At 62.7% G+C, this 21,207-nt stretch carries 20 protein-coding genes; 16 read left to right on the top strand and 4 right to left on the bottom strand.

Annotated elements, in window-relative coordinates:
• Positions 1-1,338 (bottom strand): SrfA family protein, encoded by a 1,338-nt coding sequence (locus BBA90_RS12415; RefSeq protein WP_065649414.1) that lies wholly within the window; start codon positions 1,336-1,338, stop codon positions 1-3.
• 150 nt (positions 1,339-1,488) lie between these two features.
• Positions 1,489-2,667 (bottom strand): benzoate/H(+) symporter BenE family transporter, encoded by a 1,179-nt coding sequence (locus BBA90_RS12410; protein ID WP_065649413.1) that lies wholly within the window; start codon positions 2,665-2,667, stop codon positions 1,489-1,491.
• A 95-nt stretch (positions 2,668-2,762) separates the two neighbouring features.
• Between BBA90_RS12410 and BBA90_RS12405 the strand changes: the two genes are divergently transcribed.
• Positions 2,763-3,344 (top strand): helix-turn-helix domain-containing protein, encoded by a 582-nt coding sequence (locus tag BBA90_RS12405; RefSeq protein ID WP_065649412.1) that lies wholly within the window; start codon positions 2,763-2,765, stop codon positions 3,342-3,344.
• Positions 3,325-3,882, top strand: coding sequence for an isochorismatase family protein (locus BBA90_RS12400; protein WP_065649411.1), 558 nt, complete (start codon positions 3,325-3,327; stop codon positions 3,880-3,882). The genes BBA90_RS12405 and BBA90_RS12400 overlap by 20 nt, the downstream gene beginning before the upstream one ends.
• A gap of 37 nt (positions 3,883-3,919) precedes the next feature.
• Here the strand turns inward: BBA90_RS12400 and pqqU are convergent, their stop codons facing one another.
• On the bottom strand, positions 3,920-6,028 hold the full coding sequence (gene pqqU / locus BBA90_RS12395) for a TonB-dependent receptor PqqU (RefSeq protein ID WP_206099898.1): 2,109 nt from the start codon (positions 6,026-6,028) through the stop codon (positions 3,920-3,922).
• A 206-nt stretch (positions 6,029-6,234) separates the two neighbouring features.
• Here pqqU and BBA90_RS12390 point away from each other — a divergent pair, with 206 nt between their 5' ends.
• Both BBA90_RS12390 and BBA90_RS12385 read left to right on the top strand, forming a co-directional pair.
• A complete protein-coding gene (locus BBA90_RS12390; RefSeq protein ID WP_065649410.1) occupies positions 6,235-7,107 on the top strand; it encodes an NAD(P)-dependent oxidoreductase in 873 nt (290 codons plus the stop codon).
• Positions 7,100-7,882 carry an AraC family transcriptional regulator gene (locus tag BBA90_RS12385; RefSeq protein WP_065649409.1) on the top strand — a complete coding sequence of 261 codons (783 nt, stop codon included), beginning with the start codon at positions 7,100-7,102 and terminating at the stop codon, positions 7,880-7,882. The genes BBA90_RS12390 and BBA90_RS12385 overlap by 8 nt, the downstream gene beginning before the upstream one ends.
• Here BBA90_RS12385 and leuA read toward each other — a convergent pair.
• Entirely contained in the window at positions 7,803-9,515 is a 1,713-nt protein-coding gene (leuA, locus tag BBA90_RS12380) for a 2-isopropylmalate synthase (RefSeq protein ID WP_065649408.1), read from the bottom strand. The genes BBA90_RS12385 and leuA overlap by 80 nt on opposite strands.
• Before the next feature lie 150 nt (positions 9,516-9,665).
• Between leuA and BBA90_RS12375 the strand changes: the two genes are divergently transcribed.
• The 12 genes from BBA90_RS12375 to BBA90_RS12325 all read left to right on the top strand — a co-directional run bounded on the left by BBA90_RS12375 (position 9,666) and on the right by BBA90_RS12325 (position 21,198).
• Positions 9,666-10,691: a dipeptidase gene (locus tag BBA90_RS12375; RefSeq protein ID WP_065649407.1), complete on the top strand. Its 1,026-nt coding sequence runs from the start codon at positions 9,666-9,668 to the stop codon at positions 10,689-10,691.
• 139 nt (positions 10,692-10,830) lie between these two features.
• Positions 10,831-10,902 carry a pyrroloquinoline quinone precursor peptide PqqA gene (gene pqqA / locus BBA90_RS18835; protein WP_010617686.1) on the top strand — a complete coding sequence of 24 codons (72 nt, stop codon included), beginning with the start codon at positions 10,831-10,833 and terminating at the stop codon, positions 10,900-10,902.
• A gap of 55 nt (positions 10,903-10,957) precedes the next feature.
• Positions 10,958-11,884 (top strand): pyrroloquinoline quinone biosynthesis protein PqqB, encoded by a 927-nt coding sequence (gene pqqB / locus BBA90_RS12370; protein WP_065649406.1) that lies wholly within the window; start codon positions 10,958-10,960, stop codon positions 11,882-11,884.
• Positions 11,878-12,633 (top strand): pyrroloquinoline-quinone synthase PqqC, encoded by a 756-nt coding sequence (pqqC, locus tag BBA90_RS12365; protein ID WP_065649405.1) that lies wholly within the window; start codon positions 11,878-11,880, stop codon positions 12,631-12,633. Before pqqB ends, pqqC begins: the two co-directional genes overlap by 7 nt.
• Before the next feature lie 4 nt (positions 12,634-12,637).
• Positions 12,638-12,916 carry a pyrroloquinoline quinone biosynthesis peptide chaperone PqqD gene (gene pqqD / locus BBA90_RS12360; RefSeq protein ID WP_065649404.1) on the top strand — a complete coding sequence of 93 codons (279 nt, stop codon included), beginning with the start codon at positions 12,638-12,640 and terminating at the stop codon, positions 12,914-12,916.
• The gene (pqqE, locus tag BBA90_RS12355; protein WP_065649403.1) at positions 12,903-14,042 is read left to right on the top strand and encodes a pyrroloquinoline quinone biosynthesis protein PqqE; all 1,140 of its coding nucleotides are present in this window, start codon (positions 12,903-12,905) and stop codon (positions 14,040-14,042) included. The genes pqqD and pqqE overlap by 14 nt, the downstream gene beginning before the upstream one ends.
• On the top strand, positions 14,042-16,360 hold the full coding sequence (pqqF, locus tag BBA90_RS12350; protein ID WP_065649402.1) for a pyrroloquinoline quinone biosynthesis protein PqqF: 2,319 nt from the start codon (positions 14,042-14,044) through the stop codon (positions 16,358-16,360). The genes pqqE and pqqF overlap by 1 nt, the downstream gene beginning before the upstream one ends.
• A 110-nt stretch (positions 16,361-16,470) precedes the next feature.
• Positions 16,471-16,830, top strand: coding sequence for a hypothetical protein (locus BBA90_RS12345; protein WP_065649401.1), 360 nt, complete (start codon positions 16,471-16,473; stop codon positions 16,828-16,830).
• 49 nt (positions 16,831-16,879) lie between these two features.
• Positions 16,880-18,883: a protein-disulfide reductase DsbD family protein gene (locus BBA90_RS12340; protein WP_084798767.1), complete on the top strand. Its 2,004-nt coding sequence runs from the start codon at positions 16,880-16,882 to the stop codon at positions 18,881-18,883.
• Positions 18,880-19,602: a DsbA family protein gene (locus BBA90_RS12335; protein ID WP_065649400.1), complete on the top strand. Its 723-nt coding sequence runs from the start codon at positions 18,880-18,882 to the stop codon at positions 19,600-19,602. The genes BBA90_RS12340 and BBA90_RS12335 overlap by 4 nt, the downstream gene beginning before the upstream one ends.
• Positions 19,599-20,105, top strand: a complete 507-nt coding sequence (locus tag BBA90_RS12330; RefSeq protein ID WP_065649399.1) for a protein disulfide oxidoreductase — start codon at positions 19,599-19,601, stop codon at positions 20,103-20,105. The genes BBA90_RS12335 and BBA90_RS12330 overlap by 4 nt, the downstream gene beginning before the upstream one ends.
• Positions 20,106-20,361: 256 nt before the next feature.
• A complete protein-coding gene (locus tag BBA90_RS12325; RefSeq protein ID WP_065649398.1) occupies positions 20,362-21,198 on the top strand; it encodes an MBL fold metallo-hydrolase in 837 nt (278 codons plus the stop codon).
• Positions 21,199-21,207: the final 9 nt, after the last annotated feature.

Raw genomic sequence — 21,207 nt, 5'->3', positions numbered from 1 at the left:
TTACTTACTCTCACGCTTAATCGTCAACGGAAAGGCCTGTTCGGCCCCATACTGTGCATTACAGCTGGCAATGCCGTCGCCCGCTTTACATATCAGCTCCGGCATACGATAGCGCGACTTATCGCTGCAGCTGGCCGTATAGCGGCTGCGCACCACCATGGTTCCGGCGCTGGTCATCGCGGCGGTGATGTCAGCTTTACAGCGAATATTATCGCCCTGGCTGATCCAGGCGGTGCCTTTGCCGTTGCGGATTTTATAACGCAGGCTGGGTGGTTTGCCGGTGGGCAGGTTGGTCTGGCGCAGCGTCACGCGCCAGGTGCCGTCGATAAATTTCACCGATCCGAGGCGGGCATCGTCCGTGGTCATGATCAGGTCGTCCGCCTTTGCCGCTTCAGTATGTTCCGCCACAATCTCAGGCGGAGCGGCGTTCGCCGGTGCTGGTGCCGGTATGGCCGCAGCGGCGTGCTGTGGCAGCGTCGCGGAGAGCGTCGCGGCTTTGACCAGCACGCCGGGCAGAACCGGTGCGCTAACCGGCGCAGGGGCCACGGCTGCAGTCAGGTCAGCCGCGGGCGCAGGCGTTTCGCTGCGCTGCATCCACAGCGTTACCCCGGCTGCCACCGCTGCAGCCGGCAGCAGCAGGGCGAGCGGACGCAGCCGTGACGGGCGGCGGGCCGGGACAGCCGCTGCCGGTTCTGGCACCGGCGGTGCTTCAGGCGATACCGGCTCAGACGCCGCAACGGCTTCAGGTTCAGGTTTAGTGTCGGGCTCGGGCTCAGGCTCAGCAACCGGTTCAGCCGCCGGCGGCGGCGTGACGGGCAGTTCAGGTTCCGCGACCAGCGCCGGCAGCGTCAGCTCCAGCGTGTCGCGCAGGCAGGCAAGCGCGTCATCGCGCGTGCGCGCCTGCGGATCAACAAAGCCCCAGAAGGTGATCACCGGTTTAGCGTCAACCAGATAGACATATTGCTGATCGGGAAACTGAAAGCTTTTGCTCAGCAGCGCACCAAACAGGCGCAGCGCCGGCTTGTCCGCCGCGCGCGCGCGTTCGCTCAGCGCCTGCAGCGCCTGCTGATACTGCGTCAGCAGCTCCAGCGCCCGGCGGCGCTCGCTGTCGCTGGCGGCGAGCCAGGATTTGACTTTACCCGCGTGCGGGGCGTACCAGTCAAGGCGATCGCCGCTGTCGCTGGCTTGCGGAATAGCGAGACAGCTGGCGAGCGCATCCTGACGACGCAGCCGCAGCGTTTCGCGAATTTGCAGCGCGGAGATCCACACCGGCTGGCCGCTCTCACCCAGAGCCAGTACCGAATCCAGCTTGCCGCTGCGCAGAAAAGTTTTTGCCACTCGTTGGCCCTTATCGATGGAGGTCACGTGCAAAATATCGTGTATTAATGGCGTAAAAGTGATCTTAAGCCAAATACGGAAAATCAAAGGCGCGAAAAGAGGGGGTAAACGGGCTGTTTTTCCCCGGCTCCTGTACAAAGTGGTTACTAATTAACCGTGGCGACGGGCGGTCAGCAGGAGATGGGCCAGCACGCCGCCCGCCATGCCCCAGAAGGCGGAGCCGATACCGGCCAGGGAGATACCGCTGGCGGTGATCATCACGGTGATGATGGCGCTGTCGCGCTGGTCCGGCTCCTGCAGCGCGCGCTGCAAACTGCCGGCGAGGGTAGTGAGCAGCGCAAGCCCCGCCAGCGTCGCAATCAGTACGGCGGGCAGCGCGCCGAGCAGCGCCGCAATCAGCGCGCCGCACAGCCCGGCCAGCAGGTAGAACCCCCCGGCACAGACGGCGGCGATCCAGCGACGCGCCGGATCCGGGTCAGCTTCATCGCTCATACAGATAGCCGCTGAGATCGCGCCCACGCAGACCGAAAAGCCGCCAAACGGCGAGCAGAGCAGCGCGATGGCACCGGTCCAGCTGGTCAGCATCGAGACCGGCGGCTGATAGCCGTGCGCCTGCAGCGTGGCAATACCGGGCGCATTCTGCGAGGCCATGGTAATGAGAAAACAGGGCAGCGCCACGCCGGTCAGGGCGGCAAGCGTAAAGTGCGGCATCACAAATGCCGGCAGGGTGAAGCTGAAGGCGTCCGGCGGCAGGGTCACGCTCTGCTGAAGCAGCGTCACGCCTGTCCCGGCGCTCAGCGCCAGAATGATGGCGTAGCGCGGCAGCCAGCGGCGACAGAGCAGCCAGACCAGGCACATGGTGCCGCACAGTGCGGCGTTGCCCTCCAGACCGGTAAACGTGCCGATACCGTAGCGCAGTAAAATGCCCGCCAGCATCGCTGCCGCGAGCGAGGGCGGAATAAAGCGCATCAGCCGGGCAAACACCCCGGTCACGCCGCTCAGCAGGATCAGCAGGTTAACCGCCACAAACACGCCCGTGACCTCATTCAGACTCAGCCCCTCCACGCTGGTCGCCAGCAGCGCCGCGCCCGGCGTTGACCAGGCCGCAATCACCGGCAGGCGGGTACGCAGCGACAGCGTCAGCGTGGCCACCCCCATCGCCAGCCCCAGCATGGTAAACCAGCCGCCGATCTGCGCCGGTGTGGCTCCCGCCGCCTGTGCCGCCTGCCAGATAATGGCGGCGCTGCTGCTGTAGCCGACCAGAACGGCGACAAATCCTGCGACCAGCAGCGGAATAAACGGGAGAGAGCGGGTGTCGGCCGGATGCATAGAAAACGTCCTGTTGTGCGTTATAACGCACATTGTGGCACGCGTGTCCCGCTGCGACAAGTGATACACTGGAGGGTACGCTTTCAGGAGACGATATGGATAATCTGCAACACGAGTTAGGCCAGACGCTGAAGCAGCTGCGTCAGGAGCGCGGCTGGAGCCTGACGCTGGCGGCCGCCCGTACCGGCGTCAGTAAAGCGATGCTGGGACAGATTGAGCGCGGTGAATCGAGCCCTACGGTGGCTACGCTGTGGAAGATCGTGACCGGCTTTAACGTGCCTTTCTCCCGCTTTATCCACGGCAGCGTGCCCCATTCAGCCAGCACCACGGTATTCAGCGAGGCCAGCGCGCAGATGCAGGTCCGCCCGCTGCTGCCGTTTGATACCCGGGTGGGTGTTGATCTGCTTGAGGTAACGCTCGCCGGCGGCGCCCGGAGCCACTCCTCTGCCCATGAGGCAGGGGTCATTGAACAGGTGGTGGTGCTGGAGGGCGAGCTGCTGCTGGGTCTGGAGCAGGGCGCGCAGCGGCTGCGGGCGGGCGAGGCGTATCAGTTTGCCGCCGATAAACCGCACAGTTACTGCAATCCGCTCGCCACGCCGCTGCGTTTCCACAGTCTGATACACTATCTCTCTGCTAACGAATTTATGAGGAGTCCCCATGGCACTAACCACGCTTGATGCACACACCGCCCTGATCGTCATTGACCTGCAGCACGGCATTGTCCGTCTGCCGGTGGCACCGCTGAGCGCTGACGACGTGATTGCGCGCGCCAGCGAACTGGTCACCGCATTTCACGCGCGCCATCTGCCGGTCGTACGGGTTAACGTCGCGGGCGGTGCGCCGGGGCGCAATGAGATGCCGCGCCACGACGGTGAACTGCCCGCTGACTGGGCAGATCTGGTGCCGGAGATGCAGCCGGAAACGGATGATATCTGCATTACGAAAAAAACCTGGGGTGCATTTCATCAGACCGATCTGCACGCTCAGCTGCAGCAGCGCGGCGTCACGCAGGTCGTGGTGTGCGGCATTGCTACCAGTATTGGCGTGGAGTCGACCGCGCGCGAGGCGTATGCGCTCGGCTATAACGTGACGCTGGCCACCGACGCCATGACCTGCCTTGATGCGCACACGCATGAAAACAGCGTCGCGCGCATTTTCCCGCGGCTGGGTGAAACCGGCAGCACCGCGGAGGTGCTGGCGCTGCTGGCGCAGTAAGGCCTGCCGGTGCCTGATTGGGTCAGGCACCGGGCGGTCAGTTAAAGGCGTAGCTCACGTTAAGGCCGGCGCTGTAGTTACGGCCCGGCGCCGGTTCGTAGTAGCGGCCGTTACTTTCGTTCACAATCACCGAGCCAATATAGTGGCGATCCAGCAGGTTATCTACGCGGCCAAACAGATCCAGCGTCCAGTTGCTGATCTGCCACTTGTAACCGCTGTTCAGGCCCGCCAGCGTGTAAGCGGGCGCCCGCACGCTGTTCTCGTCATTGGCCGCAATATCGCTCAGATACCGCACATCGGCGCCGGCGTAAAAGCCCTGTTCCGGCGCATACGCCACGCCCGCATAGGCCATGTTACGCGCAATCCCCGGAATACGATGGCCGCGACAGCTCTCGTCACCGCAGGCGTTAGTGCGGTAACGGGCGTCCAGCAGCGTCCATGCCGCTTTCAGCTGCCAGTCATAGCCAATCTGCTGGTCGAACGCCAGCTCCAGGCCGCGGCGGCGCGTCTCACCGGCGTTTTTATAGGTTGAGCGTCCTTCATAGCTGCCGGCTGAAACAATCTCATTGCGGGTGTCAGTCTGAAACAGCGCGGCGCTGAGCAGGCCGTTGCCGAGGCGCTTTTTCGTGCCGAGTTCCAGCGTCTCGCTGGTGGCGGGCTGCAGACCCAGGTTCAGGCCGCTTGTGCCGCGGGTGCGGTAAGAGAGCTCATTCAGCGTAGGGGTCTCGAAGCCGCGGCCGGCGGAGAGGTAAGCGTTCCAGCCCGGATCGATAGCGTAATTCAGCGCGGCGGCCGGCAGCCAGCGATGATAGCGACGGCTGCCGCTGTCGTCCGGATCGCTGGCGGTAACGTAGCGATCGTCCGAGGTAAAGTTCACCGTGCTGAAGCGCACGCCCGCATCCAGCGACCACGCGTCCGTCAGCTGCCAGGCGCTCTGCAGATAGGGATCGAGGTTCCAGATCCGGTTGCGTTCATCACGGCGCCGCTCACCCTGCACGCCCAGGGCGCCATCCGGGGTAAAGTTGCGGTAGCCCTTGCGTTTTTCCGTCATGGTCTCGTAGTCGAGACCGCCGGTCAGCGTCACCGGCACGCTGAACAGCGCGTCGCGATGGGTCCAGCGCGTATCGATGCCCTGATAGTGGCGCGTCAGCGCAATCACGCCGCCGGGATGGCCGGCTCTGTTCTGCGCCACAACCGGAATGGACTGATACTGCGTGGTTTCACGCTCGCCGGCCCAGAGCATCAGGCTCAGATCGTCATGCTCGCCCATCTCGCGCTGATAGCGCACGCCCGCCTGGGTCTGATCCACGCTTTTACGGGCGTTATAGAGAGAGACGTTGCTGGCGACCTGACGCGGATTATCGCGCCACTGCGCGGCCGTCAGGCCGCCCGGATCCTGCGCCTCCAGATGCACGCTGTTAAACAGCAGCGTCAGGGTGCTCACCTCATCAATGCGCACGCCGAGCTTTGCGTTACCGAGATTTTTCTGTGCGGCGCTGTGGTCGCGATAACCGTGGGTGGTAAACCGCGAAGCGGAAAGGGTGTAGCTGACATCGCCCGGCTGCGTGCCGTCGCCCGTTGCGCCGCTGGCTTTTACACTGTTGCGCCAGCTGCCAAAGCTGCCGTACCAGCTGCCCGCCTCCAGTACGGGAGGCTGTTCACCGCTGGCGGTTTCAACGTTAATCACGCCGCCTGATGCATTGCCATACAGCGCCGAGAAAGGGCCGCGCAGGACGTCAACGTGCGCCACCGAGCCGATATCGATATTGGATGTCTGCCCCTGGCCGTCGGGCATGGTGGCGGGAATACCGTCGACGTAAAGGCGCACGCCGCGTACGCCAAACGTTGAGCGCGAGCCAAAGCCGCGTACAGAGAGCTGCAGATCCTGGGCGTAGTTCTGCCGGTTGAGTATCTGCAGGCCAGGCACGCCGGCAAGATTCTCCGACAGGTTGACGCGCGGGGCGGCATAGCGCATAGCTTCGCCGCTGACAACGCTTACCGCAGCGGGCGTATCGAGTTCAGAGAGGCCGCTGGCCGCGGGTGCCGCGCTGACCACCAGCGTACGCGCTGCATCCTCTGCGGCGAGCAGCGGCAGCGGCAGCAGCGCCGGCAGCAGCAGTGCCCGGCGCAGTAAAGCAATGTTCATAATGAAAACCGTCAGAAAAAGGAATGAACCAAAAGGATCTCAGTGGCAGGTATGTTACCGGTTATGTCATTTGATTGAAAAGCGTAAAAAATAGTGCGGACCGTTGCCGGCAGGATGAAAACGTTACCGCATTGCACCACACCCCTGGTGGCGTACTACGCTTTCTGTCACTGTAAAGAACAGTGCTCACATCATCAGGAGAGAAAATGCATCAGCAACCGGTTGTAGCCGTACTGGGTCTGGGGGCGATGGGCCACGCGTTCGCCGCCAGCTTACTGAAAAAAGGGTTTCGCGTGCAGGGCTGGAACCGCACCCGGGCTAAAGGGGAAGATCTGGAGGCGGCGGGCCTGCAGCTGAGCGACAGCGCGGAAGACGCCGCAGCGCAGGCGGATGTGGTCATTACCATGCTGGCCGATGGGGATACCACCTGCGACGTGGCAGCGCGCATTGCGCCGGTGCTGAAACAGCATGCCAGTCTGGTACAGATGGGCACCATCGGCGTGGCCGCGACCGACGCGCTGATCGCGCAGATCGCCGCGGCGCGTCCTGATATCAACGTTATCGATGCGCCGGTCTCCGGCACCAAAGCGCCGGCAGAAAACGCCCAGATTCTGGTGCTGGCCAGTGGCGACCGCGCGCGGGCTGAGAACGCCGAACAGGTCTTTGCCGCAATCGGCAAAGGCACGCAGTGGCTGGGCGAGGCGGGTGCCAGCTCGCGCATGAAGCTGGTGGTGAACAGCTGGCTGATTGGCCTGATGCAGAGCCTGGCAGAGAGCACGCGACTGGCAGAGCAGTTTGGTTTCAGCACGGACGATCTGTGGCAGGTGCTGGAGGGCGGTCCGCTGGCGGCGCCTTACGCTAAGGTCAAGCTTGGTGCCATTGCCAGCGAGGACTACACCCCGCAGATGCAGCTTACCTGGGCGCTGAAGGATGCAAAACTGGCGCTGGAGGCGGCGGGAGAGACCCGGCTGCCGGCGCTGGAGAACATTGCGCAGCTCTGGCAGCAGGCGGTGGAGGAGGGCTACGGCGAGCAGGATCTGGCCTCTGTCTACGCCTGGCTGAAACGCGGGGATGAGTAAACAGATAAGCTTCGATTTTTCCCGGCGCCCGCTGATACCGTTTGCGCACGATTACGCACACGGCGCCCGCGAGCCGTGGCACCATCACACCTGTGCGCAGCTGATCCACACCCTGAGCGGCGTGATACGGGTTGAGACGGCGCACGGCAGCTGGATGGTGCCGCCCAGCCGCGGGGTCTGGCTGCCCGCCGGCACGCAGCACGCGCTGCAGACGGGCGGTCAGGTCGCTGCACGCACGCTGTTTATCGATCCGCTGGCGCGCGCTGACCTGCCGGCCAGCTGTCAGGTGGTGCAGATCTCCGCGCTGCTGCGTGAGCTGATCGTAAGCGCGCTGTCGCTGCCGGACGACTACTCCCCCGGCAGCCGCAGCGAACGCATTTATGAGCTGATCCTTGATGAGATCAGGGTAATGAATGTGCTGCCGTTTGACCTGCCGATGCCGCAAAGTCCGCGCCTGCTGGCGCTCTGTACCCGCATCCGGCAGAGCGCAGGAGAGCCGTGGACGCTGGCGCAGGCGGCGGCCGAACTCTGCGTGGCGGAACGCACGCTCTCGCGTCATTTCAGCCGCGAAACCGGACTGCGCTTTGGCGACTGGCTGCGGCGCGCCCGGCTGAGCCAGGCGCTGATGCGGCTGGCGCAGGGCGAAAGCGTATTGCGGGTGGCGCTTGACCTCGGCTATGAGAGTCCGGGCGCGTTCAGCGCGATGTTTCGTCGCGTGCTGGGCGTCTCACCGGCGGGCTACTTTCCGCCGGCAGAAAGGCGTCCGCCGCATTAAGCAGCGCCTGCAGCGAGGCGCGCGTCACGTCGCTGTCGATTCCCACACCCCAGGCGCGTCCGCCGTTTGCGTCGGTACAGCAGATATAGGCGACCGAGCGGCTGTCGCTGCGTTTGCCCAGCGTGTGTTCGTGGTAATCCTCAATGGCGAGCGCGCGTCCGTAGTGCTGCTGCAGCGCGCTGACGGCGGCCGAAAGCAGACCGTTGCCGCTGCCATTCAGCGTGCGTGTACCTGATGCTGTCGTAAACTGCAGGCGGAGACGCGTTGCCCGTTCATCGCTCTGGCTCTCTGCCGTTTCAAGCTGGCGCGCCGGCTGCGTCAGGCCGTAGTGGTGGCAAAACAGCTGCCAGAGCGCGTGATGCGTCATCTCGCCGCCTTGCGTATCGGTCTGCTGCTGCACCCGCTGACTGAAATTCTGCTGCAGCGCGCGCGGCAGCTGCAGCCCGTGATTCTGCTCCAGCAGCCAGGCGCTGCCGCCTTTACCCGACTGGCTGTTGACCCGGATCACCGCCTCATAGCTGCAGCCGATGTCGCGCGGATCGAGCGGCAGGTAGGGGATCTGCCAGCGGGTTTCCTGTCGCGCCGTGCGTTCGGCAAAGCCTTTGCGGATGGCGTCCTGATGGGAGCCTGAAAAAGCGGTGAAAACCAGCTCACCGGCATAAGGATGACGCGGATGCAGCGGCAGCTGATTGCAGGTCGTTACCGTCTCCACTACCTGCTGCATGTCGCTGAAATCAAGCCCCGGCGCCACGCCCTGGGTATAGAGATTCAGCGCCAGCGTCACCAGGTCAACGTTGCCGGTGCGTTCGCCGTTGCCAAACAGGCAGCCCTCGACGCGATCGGCGCCCGCCAGCAGCGCCAGCTCGGCGCAGGCGGTGCCGGTGCCACGGTCGTTGTGCGGATGTACGCTGATCGTCACCGCTGCACGCTGGCTGAAGTGGCGACAGAAGTATTCAATCTGATCGGCATAGACGTTGGGGGTATTGACCTCCACCGTGGCAGGCAGATTGATGATCATCGGTCGCTGCGGGCCAGGCTGCCAGATCGCCGCCACCGCTTCGCAGATTTCCAGCGCAAAGTCCGGCTCGGTAAAGCAGAACGTTTCCGGCGAATACTGAAATGTCCACGCCGTGTCAGGCTGCGCGGCACAGCGATCGCGGATCTGGCGGGCGGCGCTGCACGCCAGGGCGACAATTTCCGCTTTGCTCTGACAGAACACGCGCTCGCGAAACAGCGGGGCGGTGGCGTTGTAAAGATGAACAATCGCCTGCCGGACCCCCGTCAGCGCCTCAAACGTGCGATCGATCAGATCGCTGCGCGCCTGGGTGAGCACCTGAATGGTGACGTGGGGCGGAATGCGATCTTCCTCGATCAGCTCCCGCACAAACGCATAGTCGGTCTGCGACGCAGCGGGAAAGGCCACTTCAATTTCACTGAAGCCGCAGCGCAGCAGCAGCTGCCAGAACGCCAGCTTGCGGGCGCTGTCCATCGGCACCGCCAGCGCCTGGTTGCCGTCGCGCAGGTCTGTTGAGAGCCAGCGCGGCGCGTGAGTGAGCTGGCGCGACGGCCACTGGCGATCGGCCAGCGGCAGCACGGCGGCAGGGTAATATTTATCAGCAGGGTAAGTCAGCATAGTCGTCTCCTTTGGCAGAGCCTGTAGTGTGGCGCAGGCAAACGGCCGTCTGCCTGCGCGTAGCGGACAACCACGGGTGCGAAACGGACAGGTTGGCGAAAGCGGTACGGACGCGTAGCATAGCGCCACACTTTCCGGTTCAGGCAGACTATGTCATTTCTTACGTTCGACGGTCACAACGACCTGTTACTGCGGCTCTGGCTGCACCATCGCGACGATCCGGCGCGCGCGTTTTTTTCCGGTACAGAAACCGGGCATCTCGACTTTCCGCGCATGCAGCAGGGCGGCTTTGGCGGCGGGCTGTTTGCGCTGTTTGTGCCGCCGGCAGGCTATCTCAGCGAGGTGGCACCTGAGCGTGCGCGGGAACAGCTTCCGCCGCTCACCATTCTCTGGCAGCAGCTTGCGATCCTGAAAACGCTGGCGGCGGAATCCGCCGGGCGCGCCCGGCTCTGCCTGAACGCGGAGGAGATCGCCGCCTGCCGTCGCGACGGCGTGCTGGCGCTGGTAGCTCACATCGAAGGGGCCGACGGTTTCGACGGCGCCGGAGCGGATCTGCAGGCGTTTTATCAGGCCGGCGTGCGCAGCATCGGGCCATTCTGGAACCTCGCTAACCGCTTTGGTCACGGCGTTACCGGCGCGTTTCCCGGTTCGCCCGACAGCGGCGACGGACTGACGGAAGAGGGCCGGCAGCTGATTGCGCTGGCCTGTGAGCAGCGCATGGTCATTGATGTCTCGCACATGAATGAAAAAGCGTTCTGGCAGACGGCGCGGCTCAGCACGCTGCCGCTGGTGGCCACGCACTCTAACGCGCACGCGCTCTGCGCGCAGCCGCGTAATCTGACCGACGATCAGCTGCGCGCCATTCGCGACAGCGGCGGCGTGGTGGGGATAAATTTCGGTAACGCCTTCCTGCGCGGTGACGGAAAGCGCGATGACAGCACGGCTCTGACGGAAATTGTTAAACACGCCGCGCATCTGATCGCTATTATGGGCCGCGATCATGTGGCGCTGGGATCGGATTTTGACGGCATCAGCGTACCGGCGGCGTTAAAAGATGTCACCGGATTACCGCGGCTCTATGCGCTATTGCAAAGTCTCGGCTATGATCAGGCATTGACTGAACAGCTCGCGTGGGGCAACTGGCAGCGCGTGCTGCGCCAGATCTGGCAGGCCTGAACCGCGTTTCCCTGATGAATCAGGGTTGATCTCCGCGCGACATTGGCGCAACATCGCCGCGCCTGGTGTACTGCCCGCAGTCGCCAGCGGCATTTATGGCAGAGCCTGCTCTGCGTTTTCATCGATGAGGAAGAACACTATGTGGAAAAAACCTGAGTTTGTTGACCTGCGTCTGGGCCTGGAAGTGACTCTGTACATCTCCAACCGCTAAGACTCTCTGCCCGCCGCTCGTGCGGGCATTCTCTTTTTCTGCTTCGGTCTTTCACATGTTTATTAAAGTTCTCGGTTCAGCGGCAGGCGGTGGCTTTCCGCAGTGGAACTGTAACTGCGCCAACTGCAGCGGCCTGCGTAACGGCACAATCCAGGCGCAGGCGCGCACCCAGTCCTCTATTATTGTCAGTGATGACGGGGAAGAGTGGGTGCTATGCAACGCCTCTCCCGACATCAGCCAGCAGATTGCGCAGACACCTGAGCTGGTGAAAAAAGGGGTGCTGCGCGGCACCGCTATCGGCAGTATTATTCTGACGGACAGCCAGATTGACCACACCACCGGGCTACTCAGCCTGCGTGAAGGCTGCCCGCATCAGGTCTGGTGCACGCCTGAAGTTCATGCCGATCTCACCAGCGGTTTTCCTGTTTTTACGATGCTGCAGCACTGGAACGGCGGCCTGACGCATCACGGAGTGACGCCGCTTGAGCCGTTCAGCGTGGCGGTGTGTCCCGATCTGCAGTTTACCGCGATCCCGATCCTCAGCAACGCTCCCCCTTATTCCCCGTACCGCGACCGGCCACTGCCAGGGCACAACGTGGCGCTGTTTATTGAAAATCGCGCCAGCGGACAGACGCTTCTCTACGCGCCGGGTCTGGGCGAGCCGGATGCGGTGATCATGCCGTGGCTGCAGAAAGCGGACTGCCTGCTGATTGACGGCACCGTCTGGCAGGATGATGAACTGCTGACCACCGGCGTTGGCAAAAATACCGGACGGGCAATGGGCCATCTGGCGCTGGCCGAAGAGCAGGGTCTGATGGCGCTGCTGGCCGCGCTGCCGGCAAAGCGCAAAATCCTTATTCATATTAATAACACCAATCCGATCCTTGACGAACACTCGCCGCAGCGCCAGTTTCTGACGCAGCAGGGCATTGAAGTGAGCCAGGACGGGATGGCGATCCATCTGCAGGAGTCCGCATCGTGATCACCGACGCTCTGACCCCCGAGGCGTTTGAACAGGCGCTGCGCGCCAAAGGCGCTTACTACCATATTCATCACCCTTACCATAAAGCGATGCATAACGGTGAGGCAACGCGCGAGCAGATCCAGGGCTGGGTCGCGAACCGTTTCTATTACCAGACCACCATTCCGCTGAAAGATGCCGCGATCATGGCCAACTGCCCCGATCCGGCCACGCGGCGCAAGTGGGTGCAGCGTATTCTCGATCACGACGGCAGCCACGATCGCGAGGGCGGCATTGAAGCCTGGCTGCAGCTGGGTGAGGCGGTGGGCCTGACGCGCGAGGCGCTGCTGTCGGAACAGCACGTGCTGCCCGGCGTGCGGTTTGCCGTTGACGCCTATGTCAATTTTGCCCGCCGCGCTAACTGGCAGGAAGCGGCGTGCAGTTCGCTGACCGAGCTGTTTGCGCCGCAGATCCATCAGTCACGCCTCGACAGCTGGCCGCAGCACTATCCGTGGATCAAAGAGGAAGGGTACTTTTACTTCCGCAGCCGACTGAGCCAGGCAAACCGCGACGTTGAGCACGGGCTGGCGCTGGCGCTGGAGGTCTTTACCACCGCGGAACAGCAGAACCGCATGCTGGAGATCCTGCAGTTTAAACTCGACATTCTCTGGACAATGCTGGACGCCATGACAATGGCTTACGTGCTGCAGCGTCCGCCTTATCATACGGTCACCGATCGGGCGGCCTGGCATACAACAAGACTGGTGTAAGCGCATGAAAGATACCCTGATCCCCGCGTTCCGGCGCGGCTATCGTCTGCAGTGGGAAGCCGCGCAGGAGAGTCACGTCGTGCTCTACCCGGAAGGCATGGCGAAACTGAATGAAACAGCCGCGGCCATTCTGGAGCTGGTGACCGGTAAGCAGGATGTGGCAGCGATCGTCCGCACGCTTGACGCCCGTTTTCCCGAAGCCGGCGGCGTCGGTGACGACGTGAAAGATTTCCTGCAGTCAGCCGTTGAACAGAAATGGATCCAGTGTCGTGAACCCGAATAAACCCGCCGTTAATGCGCCGCTCTGGCTGCTGGCTGAGCTGACCTATCGCTGCCCGCTGCAGTGCCCGTACTGCTCTAATCCGCTCGATTTTGCGCAGCAGGAGAAAGAGCTGACCACCGAACAGTGGATTGAGGTCTTCCGGCAGGCGCGCGCTATGGGTAGCGTACAGCTCGGCTTCTCCGGCGGCGAGCCGCTGGTACGCAAAGATCTGCCTGAGCTGATCCGCGCCGCACGCGATCTCGGCTTTTACACCAACCTGATCACCTCCGGCATTGGCCTGACCGGGAAAAAGCTCGACGCCTTTGCGGACGCCGGTCTGGACCATATCCAGATCAGCTTTCAGGCCAGCGATGAGACGCTCAACGCCGCGCTGGCTGGCTCGCAAAAAGCGTTTCAGCAAAAGCTTGAGATGGCGCGGGCAGTGAAAAAGCATGGCTACCCGATGGTGCTGAACTTTGTGCTGCATCGCCACAACATCGATCAGATCGATAAAATTATCGATCTCTGCATTGAGCTGGATGCCGATGATGTTGAGCTGGCAACCTGCCAGTTTTACGGCTGGGCACACCTGAACCGCGAGGGGCTGCTGCCCACGCGGGAGCAGATCGCCCGCGCTGAAGAGACGGTGGCACGCTACCGGGCTCGCATGAGCGAGAGCGGCAACCTGACCAATCTGCTGTTTGTGACGCCGGATTATTATGAAGAGCGTCCTAAACCCTGTATGGGTGGGTGGGGCTCCATCTTCCTCAGCGTAACCCCGGAAGGCACCGCGTTACCCTGTCACAGCGCGCGCCAGCTGCCGGTTGAATTTCCTTCCGTGCTGACGCAGAGCCTGCAGTCAATCTGGTATGACTCCTTTGGTTTTAACCGCTATCGCGGCTTTGACTGGATGCCGGAGCCGTGCCGCTCCTGCGATGAAAAAGAGAAAGATTTTGGCGGCTGCCGCTGTCAGGCATATATGCTGACCGGTAATGCTGACAATACCGATCCGGTCTGCAGTAAATCACCGCATCACGGGCAGATCCTGGAGGCGCGGCGCGAGGCAAACTGCAGCGATATCAAAATTGCCCAGCTGCAGTTCCGTAACCGGGCCAACTCCACGCTGATTGTCAAACAGCGTCTCTGATGATGCAGCGTACCCTGACGCTGGCCAGCGGCCTGCGCTGCCACCTGTATCACCAGCCTGACGCCCGCGAAGCTGCGGCGCTGATGCAGGTCGGGGCCGGCAGCCTGCATGAGCCCGATCGCTGGCCGGGACTGGCACATCTGCTCGAGCATCTGCTGTTCTGCGACAGTGCGCGCTTCAGTGGCAGCCAGCGTCTGATGCCGTGGGTACAGCAGCAGGGCGGCGAGGTCAACGCCACCACCCGGCTCAGCCGCAGCGCGTGGTTTTTTCAGCTGCCGGCCCCGGCGCTGGAAGGCGGCGTCACGCGGCTGGCGGACATGCTGCTCGCTCCGAAGCTCACGCCTGACGCCATTCGCCAGGAGTGCGCCGTTATCGATGCGGAGTATCAGCTGCTGCAGTGCTACAGCGAAGCGCTGAGCGAGGCGGCGCTGCTGCATCCGCTGGGAGAACGCTTCAGGCGTTTCCGCGTCGGCAGCAGGGCGGCTTTTGGTGACAACGTCACTGATTTGCAGCGCGCGCTGCGCCGGTTTCACCAGACCCGCTTTACGGCACCTGCAATGCAGCTCTGGCTTTCCGGACCGCAGTCGCTGGACGAACTGGAGAGTCTGGCCGCAGCGTTCAGCGGCCTGCCGGGCGACAGCGTTCCGGCGCTGCCGGTTGTGCCACAGCAGCCCGACGACGATGCGATCACGCTGCTGGAGCTGCCGGGTGATAACGCTTTCTGGCTGACGCTGCTGACGCCTTACTCTCACAATTTTAGTGACAGTGTCACTCTGCTGCGCAGCTACTGGCTGGATGAGGCCGAAGGCGGTCTGCTGCATCAGCTGCGCGGCGAGGAGCTGTGTGACACCCTGCAGGTCAGCTGGCTGTGGCAGGATACCCGGCACGCATTACTTGCGCTGCGCTTCAGCGCGCCGGCGATCTCATCCGCGCAGGCCTGGCGTATAGAGCAGCGTGTCTGGCAGCACCTGCAGGCTGTGCAGCACACTACGCTGCGCCAGCAGCAGCACTACCTGCAGCTGGCGCAGCGCGACTTCCGCGCGGAGAAGCCGCTGCGTCAGCTGCGGCTGCGGGCAGCGGCAGAGGCGCCTGCAGCGCATCTGCCATCGGACCTTGCATCGGCTATCCTGCAGCTGACGCAGGCCGGGCGGATGCGCCTGCTGACCCGGCAGCCGCTGAGCAACGCCCTGACCTGCATCACGCAGGGATTTACGCTGCGCTGCAGCCGCGGGGCGTTTTCCGCAGACGTACCGGCGGCAGCTGTCCGCTGGCAGTTTCCGCCGCGTGCGATACGGGCTGATGCCACAGGCTCCGGCGGCACCGCTGCCGCATTACCTCAGGCGCTGCCGGTTGAACCAGCTGAGACGCTGCTGCTGCGCCCGGCGTGCTATCAGCCGCTTGCCGACCGCGCCGGCATGGCGTACCAGCGGCGTCTGCGGCCGCTGCTGGCAGAGCTGCGCCATCTGGGTGGCCGTGGCGTCTGGCAGCAGCAGCAGGGGATCTGGCAGCTGCTGCTGGATATTCCGGCAGACGCCGCCGTGGCCTGGCAGCTGCTGCCGGCCATCACGGCGCAGCTGAGCGCAGCGGATGAGGCGGGCGACCCGCCTGAGCCCGCAGCCATTGTTATCCGCCAGCTGCTGCAGACGCTGCCGTCTCAGCTGCTGTATCCGGCGTCAGCCCGGCGCTGGCAGGCGGCGTGGTGCGGGCATGACCGGCATCTGAATCACTACGCCGCGCAGAGCCTGGCGAGGCTCAGGCGGCAGACTACGCCGGCTGCATCGCCTCCGCTGCGGCGTGGCATTATGCCCGTTGCCTGTCAGGGCCGCGACCAGGCGCTGCTGCTGTTTATTCCCCTGATGGCACCGGATGACATCAGCCTGGCGGCACTGCAGGCGCTGGGGCTGTTTCTGTCACCGCGCTTTTTTCAGCGGCTGCGCGTAGAGCAACAGACAGGCTACGTGGTCACGGCCCGCTATGAGCGCTGCGCCGATGTGGACGGGCTGCTGTTTGCGCTGCAGTCGCCGGATATTTCCTGGGTACGCCTGCTGATCCACTGCCGGCGCTTTCTGCTGGATATGCAGACGGTGCTGAGCCAGAGTAACGACGAAACGCTGCGCGCGTGGCAGCAGACGCTGCAGGAACGCTGCCAGCCGCACGCTAACCGGCAGGTGGCGCAGGATCTGCTGCGGCGCGAAGCGGGCGGGCCGTGTCTGACGCCTGAGGCGGTCGCCGCCCTGACGCTGCCGCATATGCTGCAGCTTTTCCGGCAGCTGGTGCGCCAGCGGCGGCGCTGGCGGGTGCTGATTAACCGGCCCTGAACCGGCACAAACGTGCGCCGCTGCCTCACCCGACAAAAGTTTACACGGCAAAACTTGGCGTTTGCGGCGGCGTTACATAAAATGCCCGCACTTTTCTCTGAGGCTGCGGCATGATGATATCGCCCCAACGCGCAACGTGGATCCTGGCACTCGCTTGTCTGGTGCTGGCGTTTTGCCTTGTACAGCGCAGCTTCAATTTGCCCGCCCAGCCGGTGACCACCTCTGCTGTTTTCGCTGAGATCGTTGCGCACGATGCGTCCGCCAGCAGTGATAAACCCTGTGCACTGAGCGCTAAATCCCTCAGCGGCAGTACACCGGTGTTTGATGCCGTGCTGCCGCTGCTGATGCTTGTTATGGCACTGCTATCAGCGCTTGCTGCCCCGCAACGTCTCTGTTTCTTCTGGCGTCATAAAACGCATCGTCCGCCGCTGCGACGGCGACATCTTACGCTCTGCGTCTTCCGGGAATAACACTTCGCGCTGTTTCGCGTATCCCCTGTTATTTACCGGAGAATTTATCATGACTGTTTTACTCAGGAGCCTGCTGCTCCTGCTGGCAGGCTGCGTACTGAGTGCGCAGGCTGCGGATACCGGCTGGCTGCGCAACGCGCAAAACAGCCACGCTGAGGTGCGCCTGCGCGCCGCGCAGCAGGCGGGCGACACCCGGCTGCTGCTTGATATTCATCTGCAGCCAGGCTGGAAAACCTACTGGCGCACGCCGGGAGAAGGCGGCGTGGCACCGGCCATCGCCTGGCAGACGCCCGGCATCAGCGCTCAGTGGTTCTGGCCTGTACCGGCACGCTTTGATGTCAGCGGACTGACCACGCAGGGCTATAAGGGAAATGTCACGCTGCCGATCGCACTGCAGCGTCAGCCGGGCAGCGGTACACTTACCGGCACGCTGACGCTGTCTACGTGCAGCGACGTCTGTATCCTGACGGATTTTCCGTTCAGCCTCGATCTGGCCCGGCCGCCAGCGGCGGAATTTGATCGCGATTTTGCCCGTGCGATGGGGCTGGTTCCGCCCGGTGCCGGGCTGACTGATGAGCTGAACGCCAGCTTTGTGAACGGTGAGCTGCAGATCCGCGCGGTACGCCAGGCGGGCTGGCGCACGCCCGAACTCTTCTTTGACTATCCGGCGGGCAGCATGCTGGCAGCACCGGCGATCAGCGTGCAGGGCAGCACGCTCAGCGCACGCGTGGCCGTGACCGATGAATGGGGCGATGCGGCACCCGACCTGCGCGGCCGCCAGCTGTCGCTGGTGATCAGCGATAACGGGCTGGCGCAGCAGAGCCAGGTGACGATTGAGGCGGCGCCGCTGCTGAGCAGCGAGGCGCGCAGTACGCTATGGTCGGTGCTGCTGCTGGCGCTGCTTGGCGGTCTGGTGCTGAATCTGATGCCCTGTGTGCTGCCGGTTATGGCGCTCAAGCTGAGCGGTCTGGTGCAGCAGCAGGTACAGAACCGTCACCAGACGCGCCTGCAGTTTCTGGCATCCAGCGCCGGGATCCTCTTCTCCTTTCTGCTGCTGGCCCTCCTGATGAGCGTGCTGCGCCTGAGCGGTCAGGCGCTGGGCTGGGGCATACAGTTCCAGAACAGCGGATTCCTGCTGCTGATGACCGGCGTCATGTTTCTGTTCAGCGCCAGTCTGTTTGATCTGCTGCATTTCCGTCTGCCCTCAGCCTTTAACACCCGGCTGGCCACGCATCAGGGGAACGGACTGGCGGGACACTTTGCGCAGGGCGCGTTTGCCACACTGCTGGCAACGCCGTGCAGCGCGCCGTTTCTCGGCACGGCGGTGGCCTATGCGCTGACCGCGCCGCTGCCCCAGCTCTGGCTGCTGTTTACGGCGCTCGGTATCGGCATGAGCGTGCCGTGGCTGCTGGTGGCCGCGCTGCCGGGCGTTGCGCGCTGGCTGCCGCGTCCGGGACGCTGGATGGTTCATCTGCGCACGCTGCTGGGCATACTGATGCTGCTGGCAGCGCTCTGGCTGGTTACGCTGCTGATCCCGCACTGGGGCAGTCGCGCAGCAGGCCTGCTGGCCGCCGCGCTGCTGCTGATGCTGCTGATCTGGCTGCTGCGCCGTCGCGCGCTGCAGCAGGCGGGTGCGGTGGCTATCGTGCTGATGGTAGCAGGGGCACTGTTCCTGCTGACGCGTCCGGCAGAGGATGCCGGTGAACTCCGCTGGCAGCCGCTGTCAGAGCACGCCATCGCCGCGGCGCTGCAGCAGAACCGGCGTGTGTTTGTCGATATCACCGCTGACTGGTGCATTACCTGCAAGGTTAATAAGTCCCGGGTGCTGAATCAGCCTGACGTTCGCGCCGCGCTGAGTGCAGAGGACGTCGTGCTGCTGCGCGGCGACTGGACACAGCCGGATCCCGCCATTGGCGACTTCCTGCGCCAGCGCGATCGGGCGGCCATTCCGTTTAATCAGATTTATGGCCCGGCGCTGCCGCAGGGTCAGATTTTGTCACCGCTGCTGAACCGTGACGCGGTGCTCTCCACACTGAATAAGGCAAAAAAATGATGAAAAATTTCCTGTTTGCTGTGCTGCTGCTGAGCGCACCGGTACTGGCTGCTACCCCTTTTACGCCGGAGCAGGAGGCGCGTATCAAAGTGCTGATCCGCGAAACGCTGGTACAAAACCCCGCCATACTGGCTGAGGCCGCCGATGCCTTTGATAAGGAAGCTGCGCGACAGCAGCAGAATGTGGTGGCGCAAATGGTTGAAAAAAACCGTGATATGCTGTTCAGCGATGCCGGATCGCCGCGTATCGGCGCTGAAAAGCCGGCGCTGACGCTGGTCTATTTCACCGATTACAACTGCGTATTTTGCAAAAAATTTGAGGCCGATATTACGACGCTGCTGAAAGCGTATCCGCAGGTGGCGGTGGTGATTAAACCGCTGCCTTATCGTGCCGAAAGCTCGCTGAGTTCAGCGCGACTGGCGCTGACGGTCTGGAATCAGCAGCCGAAAAACTTCCTGAAGCTGCATGAAATGCTGATGACCAAAAAAGGCAATCACGATGAGGCCAGCATCAGCGCCGCGCTGAAAAAAACCGGTATTACCCTGGCTGCACCGGATAAAGCGAGCCTGGATACCATTAATCACAACCTGACCCTGGCGCAGCAGCTGGGCGTGCAGGGCACCCCGGCCACGCTGGTGGGTAATCAGCTGATCAGCGGTGCGGTGCCGTATGCACAGCTGGAGGCGGCGGTGAAAGATGCGCTGAAGGCGGCACCGTGAGCCGGCTGAAGCGCTGGCTGCGTGAAGCGCTCTGGCTGCTGCTGGCAGGCGTGCTGATTATGCTGGCGGCTGACTGGCTGCGCGCGCCGCAGCTGCCTGCCGATCTGGCACAGCAGCCGCTCACCACGCTGCAGGGTGAGCAGAGCCTGGCCGGGCTGAGCGCATCAAAACCGGTGCTGGTTTACGTCTGGGCCAGCTGGTGCGGCGTTTGCAAACTGACCACGCCGGTTGTGGCGAGACTCAGCCAGCAGGGCGTGCCGGTGGTAAGCGTGGCGCTGCGATCGGGTTCAGATGCGCAGGTGACACAACAGCTGGCAAAAAAAGGGCTGCAGGGCATAGCCGTTAATGACGCGCGCGGTGAGCTGGGGCAGCGCTGGCACATTGCGGCTACGCCAACCTTTATCGTGCTTTATCAGGGCCGGGTGACCAGTACCACCAGCGGCTGGAGCAGCCGCTGGGGACTGATGCTGCGTTTATGGTGGGCTGCACAGTTCAGCGGATAATAACGGGCGCCTGCGGGCGCCTTTTTTAATAATACGTGGCTCAATTTTACTTGTTTAATAATCTCCAAAAGAAATCATTTATAATTATCCGGCAAACTCACTACGCGCTGCGGTTATTTTTTTATTTGCAACTGGCTTATTTAATTCAGTCATTAATTTTTTTTGCAATAATGCCGCAACTGATGCATACCTGAATAACAGACTAATTTCTGATTATAGCGGCGGAATATTTTTATGCGCCGCAGGGAGAGAGAGGATGCGTATTCATCATCTGAACTGTGGTTGCATGTGCCCGCTGGGCGGGGCGCTGTTTGATGGCTTCAGCCGTGGCCCCTTTGCTGAACTGGTGTGTCATTGTCTGTTAATTGAAAGCGATCGGCATGGCCTGATTCTGGTGGATACCGGACTGGGAATTAATGATATGCGCTATCCGGAACGCCGGCTTTCCGGTTTTTTTCGTCTGCTGAATAATATTCATTACAGTGAACGGATGAGTGCACTGAGACAAATTCAGCTGCTGGGTTTTCAGGCCGAAGATGTCCGGCATATTATTCTGACCCATCTCGATTTTGATCATGCAGGCGGCATCAGTGATTTTCCGGCGGCGCGGATCCATCTCCTGCAGCGCGAGCTTGATACGGTACGCAGCGGACGTGAGCAGAGCTGGCTGGCGCGTCAGCGCTTCCGGCCACAGCAGTGGACCGCGCACGATGGCTGGCGCGGCTACGCCAGTGAGGGTGAACGCTGGTTCGGGTTTGATGCGGTCAGAGCCATAGACGATCTCAGCGATGAGATCCTGCTGGTGCCGCTGCCGGGACACACCGCCGGACACGCAGGCGTGGCGATCCGCCACGGCGATGGCTGGCTGCTGCATGGCGGCGATGCCTGGTTCTATCGTGGAGAGATGCATCACACCCGACGCCACTGCACGCCGGGTCTGCGCGCTTATCAGCGCCTCATGTGCAGCGATCGCGAGGCGTGGCGCATCAATCAGCAGCGGCTGCGTGAACTTTCGCTGCAGCCCCAGAGCGGCGTTGCGCTGTTTTGCAGCCACGATGCGCGCGAACTGGCCCACTACCGGCCGCACTGCTAGCTTTTTTGC

The sequence above is a fragment of the Pantoea eucrina genome (assembly GCF_001691555.1).
Classification (GTDB): domain Bacteria; phylum Pseudomonadota; class Gammaproteobacteria; order Enterobacterales; family Enterobacteriaceae; genus Pantoea; species Pantoea borealis.
This window is presented reverse-complemented; position numbering and strand designations above follow the sequence as displayed.